Genomic DNA, 14,921 nt, shown 5'->3' with positions numbered 1-14,921 from the left:
GGCGCCGGGATACGGCGCCACACCCACCCGGGCCGCCGGGCTTATGCCGGTTCGGCCACCTTCGCCTTCGCTTCGAAATCGGCCTCGGCCAGAAAGCGTTCGGCATCAAGCGCGGCCATGCAGCCGGTGCCCGCCGCCGTCACCGCCTGACGATAGATCTTGTCCATCACGTCGCCGCACGCGAATACGCCGGGCACGCTGGTGCGCGTGCTGCCCGTTTCCACCGCGATATAGCCGTCATCATCGAGCGCGATATGCCCGTCGAACAGCGCCGTCGCCGGCGAATGGCCGATCGCGACGAAGCCGCCATCGACTTCCAGGCTGCTCATTTCGCCGGTCACCGTATCGCGCAGCGACAGCGCGACCAGCCCTTCGGGATCGCCGCCACCGACGAATTCGGCCACTTCCTTGTTCCACAGCACCTTGATGCTGGGATGGGCGAACAGGCGCTCCTGCAGGATCTTTTCGGCGCGCAGGCTATCGCGGCGGTGAACCAGCGTCACATCCTGGCTGTGGTTGGTCATATAGATCGCTTCTTCGACCGCGGTGTTGCCGCCGCCGATCACCGCGACCTTCTTGCCGCGATAGAAGAAGCCATCGCACGTCGCGCAGGCCGAAACGCCCTTGCCCGCCAGCTGCACTTCGCTCGGCAGGCCCAGCCAGCGCGCCTGGGCACCCGTCGCGATGACCACGGTGTCGCCGGTATAGACCGTGCCGCCATCGCCGATCAGGCGGAAGGGGCGCTTGGAGAAATCAACCTCGGTGATCGTGTCCCACACGATCTGCGCGCCGACATGCTCGGCCTGCTTCTGCATCTGATCCATCAGCCACGGGCCCTGGATGACATCGGCAAAGCCCGGATAATTTTCGACATCGGTGGTGATCGTCAGCTGGCCGCCCGGCTGGATGCCCTGGATCACGATCGGCTGCATGCCCGCGCGCGCGGCATAGATGGCCGCCGACAACCCGGCCGGGCCGGAACCAAGAATGATCATGCGGGAAGAATGCGTCGCGGTCATGATGGGCCTTCGTGCTGTCGCTGGAATCGTACAGCCGAGATAGGACGTAGCCCCCCTGTCCCGCAACCGCAGGAAAAACTGCGCATGGCCCAAGGGCTGCTAGCAGCGATCGGGAATATGGGATGGGATCGGGAGAAGCGTGGTGGGCGCGGCAGGGATTGAACCTGCGACCCCACCCGTGTGAAGGGTGTGCTCTACCACTGAGCTACGCGCCCACGCTTCAAATGTTCATCATTCGCTGACGCGGAATGAACCGCGAAGGCGTTCACCAGATGCTGGCGTTCGGCTTCGCGGGGAGGCGCTTAGGCGGTCGCTGCGTGCTTGTCCAGCCCGAAGCGTCGTTATCCACAGTTGAAACCGATCGGCCCCGCCCCCACGCGGAGCCAGCCAGCATCACTGTCAGTTGACCGCGTCCTTCAGGCCCTTGCCCGCCTTGAACTTGGGCTGGCTCGATGCCTTGATCTTCATCGGTTCGCCGGTACGCGGGTTGCGGCCGGTGGACGCCTTGCGCTTGGAAACCGAAAAGGTGCCGAAGCCAACCAAGCGTACTTCATCGCCCTTTTTGAGGACACCGCTGATCGCGTCGAACACGGCTTCCACAGCCTTTGAAGCATCGTTCTTACTGAGCCCCGACGCTTCCGCGACAGATCCGATCAGTTCTTGCTTGTTCATGCCTCCGGAACCCCCTTGATAAGCTAAATTATCTTGAGTCGCGGCCTTGGCCGGCGGCGCGCATCTAAGAACAGCGGTCATGGCGCTGTCAAAAGGAAAGCGCGCCCGAATGGGCCGATTCGGGCGCTGGTGGCGTTTTCACGACCAATGATTCGACGAAATGCATAAAAACGCGCCGGGGACGGCCCCGATTTGATCGAAACCGCCCCCGAAATGGTTAATTTAATGGACGCGAATCAGTGGTGGATCGCGGACTCCCCGGCGCCCGCGGCACCCGGAAGATGCCCCACCGGCTGCGCCGCCAGATCATCGGCTTCGGTCCAGTCGATCGGCGTGACCGGCAAGGCCAGGGCCAGCGCCAGCACCTGATCGACATGCGACACCGGTGTGATCTTCAGCCCTTCGCGGATGTTCGCCGGAATTTCGACGAGGTCCTTTTCATTCTCCTGCGGGATCAGGACATGGGCGATGCCACCGCGCAGCGCGGCCAGCAGCTTTTCCTTCAGCCCGCCGATCGGCAGCACGCGCCCCCGCAAGGTCACTTCGCCGGTCATCGCGATCTCGCGCCGCACGGGAATGCCGGTCAAGGTCGACACGATCGCCGTGACGATGCCGATACCAGCCGACGGGCCATCCTTGGGCACCGCACCTTCGGGCAAATGGATATGGATATCCTTGCGGCCGAACAGGCTGGGCTTGATCCCGTAGGCCGGCGCCCGCGCCTTGACGAAGGAGAAGGCCGCCTGCACCGATTCCTTCATCACGTCGCCCAGCTTGCCGGTGGTGGCGATCGCGCCCTTGCCGGGCACGGTGACGGCTTCGATGGTCAGCAGTTCGCCGCCCACTTCGGTCCATGCCAGGCCAGTGACGGCACCGATCTGATCTTCCTCTTCGCCGACGCCAAAGCGATATTTCCGGACACCGGCAAAATCCGAGAGATTGTCCGGCGTGATTTCCACCCGTTCAACCTTGCCTTCCAGAATACGCCGCAGCGCCTTGCGGGCGAGCTTGGCGATTTCGCGTTCCAGCGTCCGCACCCCGGCTTCGCGGGTGTAATAACGGATCAGATCGCGCAGGCCCGCGTCGGTCAGCGTGAATTCGCCGTCCTTCAAGCCGTGCGCTTCGATCTGCTTGGACACGAGATGCGCCTTGGCGATCTCGACCTTTTCGTCCTCGGTATAGCCTTCGAGCCGGATGATCTCCATGCGATCAAGCAGCGGCTGCGGCAGATTGAGCGAGTTGGCCGTCGTCACGAACATGACGTCAGACAAATCGACATCGACCTCCAGATAATGATCCTGGAACTTGCTGTTCTGTTCCGGATCGAGCACCTCCAGCAGCGCGGACGCGGGATCACCCCGGAAATCCTGGCCCAGCTTGTCGATTTCATCGAGCAGGAACAGCGGGTTGGACGTCCCGGCCTTCTTCAGGTTGGTGACGACCTTGCCCGGCAGCGAGCCAATATAGGTGCGGCGGTGGCCGCGAATTTCGGCTTCGTCCCGCACGCCACCCAGCGACTGGCGGACAAATTCGCGCCCCGTGGCCTTGGCGATCGAACGGCCAAGCGACGTCTTGCCCACGCCCGGGGGGCCGACGAGGCACAGGATCGGCCCCTTCAGCTTGTTGGTGCGCGCCTGGACCGCCAGATATTCGACGATCCGTTCCTTGACCTTTTCCAGCCCATAATGATCCGCGTCGAGCACCGCCTGGGCGACCGCGAGATCCTTTTTCAGCTTGGATTTCTTGCCCCATGGCAAGCCGAGCAGCACATCGAGATAGTTGCGCACCACCGTCGCTTCGGCCGACATCGGCGCCATCGTGCGCAGCTTCTTCAGCTCCGCATTGGCCTTGGCATGGGCTTCCTTCGACAGCTTGAGCTTGGCGATCTTCTGCGCCAGTTCGGCCAGTTCGTCGCCGCCCTCGCCTTCCTCGGCATTGCCCAGCTCGCGCTGGATCGCCTTCAATTGCTCGTTCAGATAATATTCGCGCTGGGTCTTTTCCATCTGCCGCTTCACACGGCTGCGGATCTTCTTTTCGACCTGCAGGACACCCAGTTCGCCTTCCATGAAGGCGAACGCCATTTCCAGCCGCTTGGCCGGATCCAGCTCGACCAGCAGCGCCTGCTTGTCAGCCACCTTGATGTTGATGTTCGACGACACCGCATCGGCCAGCCGCGACGGTTCCTCGATCTGGCCGAGTTGCACCGCGGTTTCCGCCGGCATCTTCTTGTTGAGCTTGGCGTAATTGTCGAACTGATCGATCACCGACCGCATCAGCGCGGCAACCTCGTCGCCTTCGGCGGCGCGGTCTTCGATCAGGTCGACCGTCGCCGACAGATGCTCGCCACTTTCGTCGAGCGTCGCCAGCGATGCGCGCTGCCGTCCTTCGACCAGCACACGCACGGTGCCGTCTGGCAGTTTCAGCAGTTGCAGCACAGTCGCCACGACACCGAGATCATAGAGCGCATCGCGATCGGGATCGTCCTCGGCCGGATCAAGCTGGGCGACCAGAAAGATCGACTTGTCCGCGGCCATCGCGCTTTCCAGCGCCGCAACCGATTTATCGCGGCCAACGAACAGCGGAACGATCATCTGCGGAAATACGACGATATCGCGCAACGGCAGAACGGGAAGGGACTCGGTCATGAACACTCCGGTGCGGGGGGCCTGTCGTGGGCCGCCGCTTTTGATTCTTTCTATATATATGGTTGTCGCCTGACATTGCATCAACGCCCGGCAAGATTTCAGCGCAAAGGTGGAAAAATCGGTTACGGCATCAACTATAATGCGCAGAAATTTCATGAAGATCGCGACGCATTGCACATCACATGCACCGATGCGCCGCTATCATGATTATTCGCCGAAAACAGCGCAGATCGTTTAATTCGGGCATCCTCCCCCGCCGTGCCGGCCAACACCGGGACAATCCGGGGAGGCCCGCCCTCAGTGCCTGGTCTGCGTCATCCGATCGACCCACGCGATGCCGACCGCCGAAAGGATGAAGGCCATGTGGATGATCGCCTGCCACATCACGCCCGTTTCGGTGACGCGCGCACCCGGCGTGCCGATGGCGCCCGCCTCGATGAAGGTGCGCAGCAAATGGATCGATGAAATGCCGATGATCGCCATCGCCAATTTCACCTTGAGCACGCCCGAATTGACGTGGCTCAGCCATTCCGGGTTGTCGGGATGGTTTTCCAGCCGCAACCGCGACACGAAGGTTTCATAGCCTCCGACGATCACCATCACGAGCAGGTTGGAGATCATCACAACATCGATCAGGCCGAGCACGACCAGCATGATCTGCTGTTCGCCGAACGACGCGGCGTGGCTGACGAGGTGCCATAATTCCTTGATGAACAGGAATACATAGACGCACTGCGCGACGATCAGGCCGACATAAAGCGGCAGCTGGAGCCAGCGCGAGGAAAAGATCAGGAGCGGCAGCGGGCGCAGGCGGCCTGCGCCTTGCGGGGCGGAGCTGGGTTCGGGAAGACTGGCCATGGGTCCTTTGGAACATGGTTTACGGGTCCGCCCCATCTAGGAAGCCGCGACCCGAACTTCTGTTTCAAAGCGTTGCCGGGCAAGATGGCAGCCCCCTATCCGCCCCTGAATCGAAACGGCGCCCCTGCACAGGCAGAAAGCGCCGCTTCCTTACAGTCCGCCAGGTAGGCTCAGGCAGCCGGGCTGGCTTCCTTGCCCTTCTTGGCGAAGACGCGGACGGGTTCCTTGCGCCCTTCGACCACATCCTTGTCGACCATGATTTCGTCCACCCCGTCCATCGACGGCAGATCGAACATGGTGTCGAGCAGGATGCCTTCGAGGATCGAGCGCAGGCCGCGCGCGCCGGTTTTGCGTTCGATCGCCTTGCGCGCGATCGACGACAGCGCGTCATCGTTGAAGCCGAGCTTCACGTCCTCCATCTCGAACAGCTTCTGATACTGCTTGACCAGCGCGTTCTTCGGTTCGGACAGGATCTTGACCAGCGCCGGCTCGTCCAGATCCTCAAGCGTCGCGATCACCGGCAGGCGGCCGACAAATTCGGGGATCAGGCCGAATTTCAGCAGATCTTCCGGTTCGCACTGGCGCAGCACTTCGCCCGTGCGGCGTTCGTCGGGCGCGGCGACATGCGCGCCGAACCCGATCGACTTGCCCTGCAGGCGATCGCCGATGATCTTTTCAAGGCCCGAGAACGCCCCGCCGCAGATGAACAGGATGTTCGTCGTGTCGACCTGCAAAAATTCCTGCTGCGGATGCTTGCGCCCGCCCTGCGGCGGCACCGACGCGGTGGTGCCTTCCATCAGCTTCAAAAGCGCCTGCTGCACGCCTTCGCCCGAAACATCGCGGGTGATCGACGGATTATCGGCCTTGCGGCTGATCTTGTCGATTTCGTCGATGTAGACGATGCCGCGCTGCGCGCGTTCAACATTGTAATCCGACGCCTGCAGCAGCTTGAGGATGATGTTTTCCACATCCTCGCCGACATAGCCGGCCTCGGTGAGCGTCGTCGCATCCGCCATGGTGAACGGCACGTCGAACGTCTTCGCCAAGGTCTGCGCCAGCAAGGTCTTGCCGCAGCCGGTGGGACCGACGAGCAGGATGTTCGATTTGGCGAGTTCGACCTCGGCGCCCTTCGCGCCATGCGCCAACCGCTTGTAATGGTTGTGCACCGCGACCGAAAGGACACGCTTCGCCTGCATCTGGCCGATCACATAATCGTCCAGCACCTTGCAGATTTCCTGCGGGCTGGGAACGCCGCCGTCCTTCTTGCTGACGAGCGCCGACTTCGTTTCCTCGCGGATGATGTCGTTGCACAGTTCCACGCACTCGTCGCAGATGAACACGGTCGGCCCGGCGATGAGCTTGCGCACCTCATGCTGCGATTTCCCGCAGAACGAGCAGTAGAGTGTGCTCTTCGAATCGCCGCCGCTCAGCTTGGTCATGCTATTTCCCTTCGGCCAGAAACGCCGGCCGCTTCGTACCCGGTATCCTAAACCCGCTTTTTCCCGGCGGGCAATGACGAATATGTCATAACCCGCCGTAGACAGCCTTTACGCGGTCGCCGCCTCTTCGGTCGGCAGCGGGCGTTTGTCGAACACTTCGTCGATCAGGCCAAATTCCTTGGCTTCATCGGCCTCCAGGAATTTGTCGCGATCCATCGCCGCTTCGATCACCTCGATCGGCTTGCCGGTATATTTGGCATACAGCGAATTGAGCCGGTTGCGCATCCGCAGGATTTCCTTGGCCTGGATCTCGATATCGCTGGCCATGCCCTGCGCCCCGCCCGAAGGCTGGTGGATCATGATCCGCGAATTGGTGAGCGCCATGCGCATCCCCGGTTCACCAGCGGCGAGCAGGAAGCTGCCCATCGATGCCGCCTGGCCGATGCACACGGTGCCGACGCGCGGGCGGATATATTGCATGGTATCGTGGATCGCGAGACCCGCCGTCACCACGCCGCCCGGCGAGTTGATGTACATGAAGATATCCTTCTTCGGATTCTCGGATTCGAGAAACAGAAGCTGGGCGGTGATGATCGACGCCATATGATCTTCGACCGCACCGGTGACGAAGATGATCCGTTCGCGAAGCAGGCGCGAATAGATGTCGAAGCTACGCTCGCCGCGGTTCGACTGCTCGATCACGATCGGCACGAGCGCCCCTGTGATCGGGTCAACATGATATCCCGGGGGAGTGAACTGGCCGGTCTCGAACGGATTGTGCATGGGAAATTCTAGGTCCTTATGCCTCTTGCCCCCGCAACATCGGCGTTCGCGGGGACGAGTTCAAGGGGATTACGCCCCCGGTGCGGGGAACGAAAGATATGCAAGCCGGCGCACCTCACGCCGACCCCGCACCACCGTGTCGAGGATGAGTCCGCAAAAACCGTTAAGGAAAGCGAGGATCATCAACCCGGTGGACAGGATTGCAGTCGGCATGCGGGGCACCAGCCCAGTTTGGGCGTAGGTGATGCCGAGCGGAATGGCGAGCAGGATCGCAAGGATCGCCAGCACCGCCCCGATCGCGCCGAAGAACAAGACCGGCCGTTCGATGCGAAACAGCGTGCCGATCGTCTTCAGGATGCGCCAGCCGTCGCGATAGGTGGACAGTTTGGACATCGACCCTTCGGGCCGCGCGCCATAAGCCGTCACCAGTTCAGCGACCGGCATACGCAGTTCCAGCGCGTGAACGCTGATTTCGGTTTCGATTTCAAACCCTTCGGACAGGACCGGAAAACTTTTCACGAAACGGCGCGAAAACACACGATAGCCCGAAAAAATATCGCTGAAGCTGCGGCCGAACAGCCGCGCCAGCATCCCGGTGAACAGTTGATTGCCGAGCCGGTGCCCACGGCGATACGCCTCTTCCACCTCGGACTGGCGTGCGCCGACGACCATATCGAGCTGATCGTCGATCAGCATGCGGACCATTTCGGGTGCCGCGGACGCATCATAGGTCGCATCGCCATCGGCCATCACATAGATGTCGGCGTCGATATCGGCGAACATGCGGCGGACGACATGGCCCTTGCCCTGCATCCGCTCGGTCCGCACGACCGCCCCCGCCGCCGCCGCGATCCCCGGCGTGCCATCCTGGCTGTTATTGTCGTAAACATAGACGGTCGCATGCGGCAGCGCGGCGCGGAACGCGGCCACCGTTCCGGCGATCGCCGCAGCTTCGTTGTAACAGGGCAGGATCACCGCGATGCGGGAAGGATCAACCACGGGCTTCATAACGGGCGTCTCTAACGGCCAAAAGTGAACATGTCTCTAGGATGCACCGGCGGCATCGCCGATCGCCCTGCCCGCGCAAACAGAAAAGGCCGGCGAAATCCGCCGGCCTTTCCCGTTCATCGAAGGGCGCCGGACTAGCGGCGCACAACGCGGATTACTCCGCCGACTTCTTCTTGGCCGGGGCCTTTTTCGGCTTGGCGGCCGCTTCTTCGCCGGCTTCGTCGGTCGCCTTGGCGGCGGCCTTCTTGGCCGGGGCCTTCTTCGGCTTGTCTTCGGTCACGGCTTCGGCAGCAGCCTCGTCCTTGGCGGCAGCCTTCTTCGGCGCAGCCTTTTTGGCCTTGGGCTTTTCGTCATGATCGTGGTGATCATGGCCGCAGCCCGGGCCATGGACGTGGCCGCCGCCGATGCTGTCATCATCGGCTTCGATCGCGGCTTCCAGCTCTTCGCGGGTCACGGCGCGATCGGTGATTTCCGCCTTGTCGAACAGGAAGTCGACGACCTTGTCCTCATAAAGCGGCGCGCGCAGCTGAGCGGCCGCCATCGGATCCTGCTGGACATACTGGATGAACCGCTCGCGGTCCTTCGGGCCGTACTGCTGGGCGGCCTGCATGATCAGGCGCTGCATTTCCTGCGGTGCAACCTCGACACCGTTCTGCTGGCCGATTTCGGACAGGAGAAGGCCCAGACGCACGCGGCGCTCGGCGATCTTCTGATAGTCCTCACGGTCCTTTTCCATCTCGGCGCGCGCGGCTTCGGGATCTTCCTCGTGGCCGGCTTCATGTTCAAGCTGCGCCCAGATCTGGCCGAATTCGGCTTCGACCATCGTCGGCGGGACCGGGAAGTCGTGCGAAGCAGCGAGCTGATCGAGCAGCTTGCGCTTCATATGGGTGCGGGTCAGGTTGTTCAGTTCCTGCGAAACCTGATCCTTGAGCAGGTTGCGCAGCTGATCAATGCCCTCGAGGCCGAGCTGCTTGGCGAACTCGTCGTCCGCCACGGTGTCCTTGGCCACCTTCACTTCGGTGACGGTGACGGCGAACACCGCCGGCTGGCCCTTGAGCGTTTCGACCGGATAATCTTCCGGGAAGGTGACGTTGAGTTCGCGGCTTTCGCCAACCTTGACGCCGACCAGCTGGTCTTCGAAACCGGGGATCAGGCGACCCGAACCGATTTCAACCGACATGCCTTCGCCGGTGCCACCTTCGAACGCGACGCCATTGGCGGTGCCGGCATAGTCGAGAACGACCAGATCGCCTTCGATCGCCGGATGGCCTTCGGGCGCCGGATCAAAGCTCTTCTGCTGCGAAGCGATGCGGTTGACGGCAGCGTCCACCTCTTCGGCGGTCGGCTCGACCGTCAGGCGTTCCAGCTTCAGGCCGTCGATCGCGGGGGCCGGCACGTCCGGCAGGACTTCCAGGCTGATCTTGATTTCGGCATCCTTGCCGGGCGCATAGCCTTCGTCGAGTTCGACGGCAGGCTGCATCGCCGGACGCAGCTTCTGTTCGGACAACAGCGTCTGCACGCCATCCTGAACCGCCTTGTTCAGCGCTTCCTGCTCCAGCGCCGGGCCGTGCATCTTCTTGACGAGGTTGCTGGGCACCTTGCCGGGGCGGAAGCCGGGCATGCGAATCTGCGGGGCGACCTGCTTCACCTCGGCGTCGATGCGCGCGAGAATGTCCTTGGCCGAAATGGTCAGCGTGTAGGCGCGCTTCAGCCCCTCGTTCAAAGTCTCGACAGTCTGCATCGGATTCTTCCAGAGCCTTCCGGGTTGAATTTCTTTCTAGCGGCCTTTCGCAGCAATTGTTGCGAAAGCTGGTGCGGGCGAAGGGACTCGAACCCCCACATCTTACGATACCAGAACCTAAATCTGGCGCGTCTACCAGTTCCGCCACGCCCGCATGGACCGCCGGTCGGCGGGGTCTATAGCAGGAGACACGCGCGGGGCAAGCTGGAACGGCTGGCCTGTCGCACCATTGTCATCGCCCGATCCCCGGCACCTTCGTGAAGGCCGTACCCGGCAACGCGATCAAAAGCCCGCGCCCGGCACCGCGAGCATCTCGATTTCTTCGGGCGTTGCATCCCTGCCGAGCGCCGCGTTGCGACCGGGAAAGCGGCCGAAGCGCGCGATCTGCGCGGCGTGGCGGCGGGCGAAATCGGCTACGAAGTCGCTGACCCCATCGAACAGCGGCAGGGACCGCACCTGATCGTCCAGTCGTTCGCAATGCATCAAGGGCAGATAGAGGAACTGACGCTCCTCAGCCGTCATCGCGATATCCCAGCCTTTGGCGATCGCCTCGCCCGTCAAAGCGCGGGCCAGCGGATCGTTGGCGAACGCGTCCGCTTTGCCCCGGCGGATGTTGCGCGAAAACTGATCGAGCAGGATCACCGCCGCCAGCAGGGTACGCGGATCGGCCCGCCACCCCGCCGCATGGCACGCCGCGACCGCATCGACCATCGCGCCGAAGCGGGTGGCAATTTCCGCATCGAGCGCGGAATCCTTGGCAAAACGCCGTTCCGGCGGAATCGTGCCGAGCCAAAAGGCCAGCACTTCTTCCGCCTCTTTGTGGACTTCCGCCCTTTGGGTGCCTAGATCGCGCGTCATGGCACTCCGCTTCCACAAGATGCACGGTCTGGGCAATGATTTTGTCGTGGTCGATGCGCGCGAACAGCCCGTGGCGATCGATGCCGCGCGGGCGCAGGCGATCGCCGACCGGCATACCGGCATCGGTTGCGACCAGCTGATCCTGATCGGCCCGGGCGACGATACCGACGTTTCCATGCGGATTTGGAACGCCGACGGATCCGAAGTCGCCGCCTGCGGCAACGCCACGCGCTGCGTGCCGGTGTTCGTCGGTCGCGATGTTTCGATCCGCACCGCCGCCGGTGTGCTCCACGCGGCGATTGACGGCGACGGCGCCACGGTCGACATGGGGCAACCCCGGTTCGGGTGGGACGAAATCCCGCTGGCTTATGCGATGGATACGCGGGCCTTGCCGCTGGCGTGGGACGAACTGGCCAATCCGGTCGCGGTCAACATCGGCAATCCGCACGTCGTGTTCTTCGTGGCCGATGCCTATGCCGTACCCTTGGAAGCACTTGGCCCCGACATCGAATGCGATCCGGTGTTCCCGGAACGGATCAACGTCAACATTGCCCACATCCTGGCGACCGATCACCTCGTCATGCGGACATGGGAGCGCGGCGCGGGGCTGACCCGCGCCTGCGGCACGGGCGCCTGCGCCACCTTTGCCGCCGGCCGCCGGCTTGGCAAGCTGGCGCCATCGGTGCGGCTGGACCTGCCCGGCGGATTACTGCGGCTGGCCGAAGGGCCGGAAGGGCAGTTGCTGATGAGCGGCCCGGCCACCCATGTCTTCACCGGAGAGGCAGCCCTTTGAGCGGCCCCGAGCTGATCACGCTCGGTTGCCGGCTCAACATCGCCGAAAGCGAAGCCATGCGTTCGCTGGCGGGCGATGCGGATGATCTCGTCATCGTCAACAGCTGCGCGGTGACGGCCGAAGCCGTGCGCGAAACGCGCAAGGCCATCCGCCGCGCCCACCGCGCCCGGCCCGACGCCCGCATCGTGGTGACAGGGTGCGCCGCCCAGATCGAACCCGAGACATTTGCGGCCATGCCCGAAGTGACGCGGGTGATCGGCAATGCGGACAAGCTGAACGCCAGCGCGTTCTACTTCCCCTCCCCACCGTCATCCCAGCGCAAGGTGGGATCTCAGGAGATGGAAAGCGCCCGCCAGCCGCACGAGATCCCGGCCTTCGCCGGGATGACGGATGAAACCGCCGAAGTCCGCGTGTCGGATATCTTCGCCGTACGCCAGACCGCGCCGCACCTTGCCGCGGCCTTCGCCGAACATGCCCGCGCCTTCGTCGAGGTGCAGAATGGCTGCGATCACCGCTGCACCTTCTGCGTCATCCCCTATGGCCGGGGAAATAGCCGTTCGGTGCCTGCCGGCATCGTGGTCGACCGGATCAAGGCGCTGGCGGACGCCGGCCACCGCGAAGTGGTGCTCACCGGGGTCGATCTCACCAGCTATGGCCCCGATCTGCCCGGCGGACCCAGCCTCGGCCTGCTGGTCGAACGCATCCTGCGGCATGTACCCAGACTTGAACGGCTGCGCCTGTCCTCGCTCGATTCGGTCGAGATTGATGATCGGCTGTTCGATATCGTCACCGGCGATACGCGGGTGATGCCGCACCTCCACCTTTCGCTGCAGGCCGGCGACGATATGATCCTCAAGCGGATGAAGCGCCGCCATAGCCGCGCCGAAGCCGTGGGCGTCGTCGAACGGCTGAAAAGCCGCCGCCCCGAAATCGCGATCGGCGCCGATCTGATCGCCGGCTTCCCCACCGAAGATGAGGCGATGGCCGCCAACACCCGTGCGCTGATCGACGATTGCGACATCGTGTTCGGCCACATCTTTCCATATTCGCCCCGCGCCGGCACGCCCGCTGCGCGCATGCCACAGATCGACGCCACCGTGATTCGCGAACGTGCCAAGGCCCTGCGCGAAGCCGCAAACCGCCGCCGCTCCGCATGGCTCGACAGCCTGGCCGGCACCGTCCAGCATGTGCTGGTCGAGCGTGATGGCGAAACCGGCCACGCCGAAAATTTCGCACGGGTGCGCCTCGGCTCGGCCGTCGCCCCCGGCACCATCGTCCCCGTCCGCATCACCGGGCGGACCCAAGAAACGCTGATCGCGGAAGCTGCATGACGAACACTCCCTGGCACCAGAAGATCCTTGGCGGCTTTCGCCGCACGTCCGATCGGCTGGGCGAAAACCTCACCGGCCTGTTCACCAAGGCCCAACTCGACAAGGCGACGCTGGACGAGATCGAAGAGGCGCTGATCGCGTCCGACCTCGGCCCCGCCACCGCCGCCAAGGTGCGCGAGCGGCTGGCCGACGAACGCTACGAAAAAGGGCTGACCGAGGGCGAAGTCCGCGAAATCGTGGCACAGGAAGTGGCCAATATCCTGGCCCCCGTTGCCAAGCCGCTGGAAATCGAAGCCTTCCCGCGCCCGCAGGTGATCCTCGTCATCGGCGTCAACGGATCGGGCAAGACCACTACCATCGCCAAGCTGGCGCATAATCTGAAAGAGCAGGATTATTCGGTCATGCTCGTCGCCGGCGATACGTTCCGCGCGGCCGCGATCGGCCAGTTGCAGGTGTGGGCAGACCGCGTGGGCGTGCCGATCATTGCGGGCAAGGAAGGCGGCGATGCCGCAAGCCTTGTTTTCGAAGGGGTGAAACAGGGCACCGAAACCGGCATCGACGTGCTGATCGTCGACACGGCCGGCCGCCTGCAGAACAAGGCCGGCCTGATGGACGAACTGACCAAGATCAGGCGCGTGCTGGGCCGGTTGAACCAGAAAGCCCCGCACGACGTTGTGCTCGTGCTGGATGCGACCACCGGGCAGAACGCACTCAACCAGATCGAGGTGTTCCGCGATGCCGCCGGCGTCACCGGCCTCGTGATGACCAAGCTGGATGGCACGGCGCGCGGCGGCGTGCTGGTTGCGGCGGCGGAGAAATACGGCCTGCCGGTCCATGCGATCGGTGTTGGCGAAGGCATGGATGATCTGAAGCCATTCGACGCGGTGGAAGTCGCGCGGGCGATAGCGGGTGTGAAAGAATGACCGACACGACGGCGCCGACCAAGAAGAAGCCGGGCAACCTCGGCCTGTTGCTCGATTTCGGGCCGCTGCTGATCTTCTTCCTCGCTTACAAATTCTACGGCGTGTTCATCGGCACGGGCGTGTTCATGGTGGCGATCATCGCCGCCGTGATTATCTCCCGGGTCAAGCTCGGCCATGTTTCGCCGATGCTGTGGCTGACGGCGATCCTGGTGGTGGGTTTCGGCGGGCTGACCATCTATCTGCACGATCCGAAATTCATCCAGCTCAAACCCACGATCATCTACCTGCTGCTGTCGGGCCTGCTGTTTGGCGGGCTGTTCGCGGGCAAGCCGATGCTGAAATATGTGCTGGAAGCCGCCTATGACGGGCTATCGGACACGGGATGGCTGAAATTGTCGCGCAACTGGGCGTGGTTCTTCCTCGCCATGGCCGGCGCGAACGAAGTTCTGCGCTGGCAGTTCAGTTTCGACCAGTGGCTGACGATCAAGACGTGGGGCGTGACCGTCGTTTCGATCCTGTTCGGCATTTCGCAACTGCCGATGCTGATGAAGCACGGGCTGACGGTGGAAGCCGAAACGCCGCCGGTGCCGCCGCAGGGCTGAAGCGGAGTCGCCAAATTCCGGCCTGAATGGCTGAAATGTTGGGGGTGCGGACTCGCCACCTAGCTCACAAATGTCGTCATCCCCGCGCAGGCGGGGATCCATAAACGCAACGATTCGAAAGAGTCACAACGCCAGAGAATATGGATTCCCGCCTTCGCGGGAATGACGGGAGAGTCGGCGTGTCCGGAACGACAAAATCTGGATGAAGTTCACGGATACCTGCCGTCATGGCGGCGTATCGAATTCGCC

General features: G+C 63.1%; 13 protein-coding genes and 2 tRNA genes. 4 read left to right on the top strand and 11 right to left on the bottom strand.

The window, feature by feature from the left end; all coding sequences use genetic code 11:
- Window positions 1-41: 41 nt before the first annotated feature.
- The 11 genes from trxB to KC8_RS01615 all read right to left on the bottom strand — a co-directional run bounded on the left by trxB (window position 42) and on the right by KC8_RS01615 (window position 11,023).
- A complete protein-coding gene (gene trxB / locus KC8_RS01665; protein WP_010123342.1) occupies window positions 42-1,019 on the bottom strand; it encodes a thioredoxin-disulfide reductase in 978 nt (325 codons plus the stop codon).
- A gap of 140 nt (window positions 1,020-1,159) precedes the next feature.
- A tRNA-Val gene (locus KC8_RS01660) sits at window positions 1,160-1,234 on the bottom strand.
- A 184-nt stretch (window positions 1,235-1,418) separates the two neighbouring features.
- Window positions 1,419-1,691 (bottom strand): HU family DNA-binding protein, encoded by a 273-nt coding sequence (locus tag KC8_RS01655; protein WP_010123343.1) that lies wholly within the window; start codon window positions 1,689-1,691, stop codon window positions 1,419-1,421.
- 236 nt (window positions 1,692-1,927) lie between these two features.
- Window positions 1,928-4,336, bottom strand: coding sequence for an endopeptidase La (gene lon / locus KC8_RS01650; protein ID WP_010123345.1), 2,409 nt, complete (start codon window positions 4,334-4,336; stop codon window positions 1,928-1,930).
- A gap of 297 nt (window positions 4,337-4,633) precedes the next feature.
- Complete coding sequence (locus KC8_RS01645) at window positions 4,634-5,194, bottom strand: TIGR00645 family protein (RefSeq protein WP_010123346.1); 561 nt, start codon at window positions 5,192-5,194, stop codon at window positions 4,634-4,636.
- 170 nt (window positions 5,195-5,364) lie between these two features.
- Window positions 5,365-6,633 carry an ATP-dependent Clp protease ATP-binding subunit ClpX gene (gene clpX, locus KC8_RS01640; protein ID WP_010123347.1) on the bottom strand — a complete coding sequence of 423 codons (1,269 nt, stop codon included), beginning with the start codon at window positions 6,631-6,633 and terminating at the stop codon, window positions 5,365-5,367.
- A gap of 108 nt (window positions 6,634-6,741) precedes the next feature.
- Window positions 6,742-7,416: an ATP-dependent Clp endopeptidase proteolytic subunit ClpP gene (gene clpP, locus KC8_RS01635; RefSeq protein WP_010123349.1), complete on the bottom strand. Its 675-nt coding sequence runs from the start codon at window positions 7,414-7,416 to the stop codon at window positions 6,742-6,744.
- 69 nt (window positions 7,417-7,485) lie between these two features.
- The gene (locus tag KC8_RS01630; protein WP_010123351.1) at window positions 7,486-8,424 is read right to left on the bottom strand and encodes a glycosyltransferase family 2 protein; all 939 of its coding nucleotides are present in this window, start codon (window positions 8,422-8,424) and stop codon (window positions 7,486-7,488) included.
- A gap of 154 nt (window positions 8,425-8,578) precedes the next feature.
- Window positions 8,579-10,165, bottom strand: coding sequence for a trigger factor (gene tig, locus KC8_RS01625; RefSeq protein WP_010123352.1), 1,587 nt, complete (start codon window positions 10,163-10,165; stop codon window positions 8,579-8,581).
- A 69-nt stretch (window positions 10,166-10,234) separates the two neighbouring features.
- A tRNA-Leu gene (locus tag KC8_RS01620) sits at window positions 10,235-10,319 on the bottom strand.
- 128 nt (window positions 10,320-10,447) lie between these two features.
- Window positions 10,448-11,023, bottom strand: a complete 576-nt coding sequence (locus tag KC8_RS01615) for a DUF924 family protein (protein WP_010123353.1) — start codon at window positions 11,021-11,023, stop codon at window positions 10,448-10,450.
- Here KC8_RS01615 and dapF point away from each other — a divergent pair.
- Genes dapF through ispZ form a run of 4 tightly spaced genes read left to right on the top strand, consistent with a single transcriptional unit; the run spans window position 11,022 to window position 14,672 of the window.
- Window positions 11,022-11,816 (top strand): diaminopimelate epimerase, encoded by a 795-nt coding sequence (gene dapF, locus KC8_RS01610; RefSeq protein ID WP_010123355.1) that lies wholly within the window; start codon window positions 11,022-11,024, stop codon window positions 11,814-11,816. The two genes, KC8_RS01615 and dapF, sit on opposite strands and share 2 nt — an antisense overlap.
- Window positions 11,813-13,147, top strand: a complete 1,335-nt coding sequence (mtaB, locus tag KC8_RS01605) for a tRNA (N(6)-L-threonylcarbamoyladenosine(37)-C(2))-methylthiotransferase MtaB (RefSeq protein ID WP_010123356.1) — start codon at window positions 11,813-11,815, stop codon at window positions 13,145-13,147. Before dapF ends, mtaB begins: the two co-directional genes overlap by 4 nt.
- Entirely contained in the window at window positions 13,144-14,070 is a 927-nt protein-coding gene (gene ftsY, locus KC8_RS01600; protein WP_010123358.1) for a signal recognition particle-docking protein FtsY, read from the top strand. The genes mtaB and ftsY overlap by 4 nt, the downstream gene beginning before the upstream one ends.
- Window positions 14,067-14,672 carry a septation protein IspZ gene (gene ispZ / locus KC8_RS01595; RefSeq protein ID WP_010123359.1) on the top strand — a complete coding sequence of 202 codons (606 nt, stop codon included), beginning with the start codon at window positions 14,067-14,069 and terminating at the stop codon, window positions 14,670-14,672. The genes ftsY and ispZ overlap by 4 nt, the downstream gene beginning before the upstream one ends.
- Window positions 14,673-14,921: the final 249 nt, after the last annotated feature.

The organism is Sphingomonas sp. KC8 (genome assembly GCF_002151445.1).
In the GTDB taxonomy this organism is placed as follows: domain Bacteria; phylum Pseudomonadota; class Alphaproteobacteria; order Sphingomonadales; family Sphingomonadaceae; genus Sphingomonas_E.
This window is presented reverse-complemented; position numbering and strand designations above follow the sequence as displayed.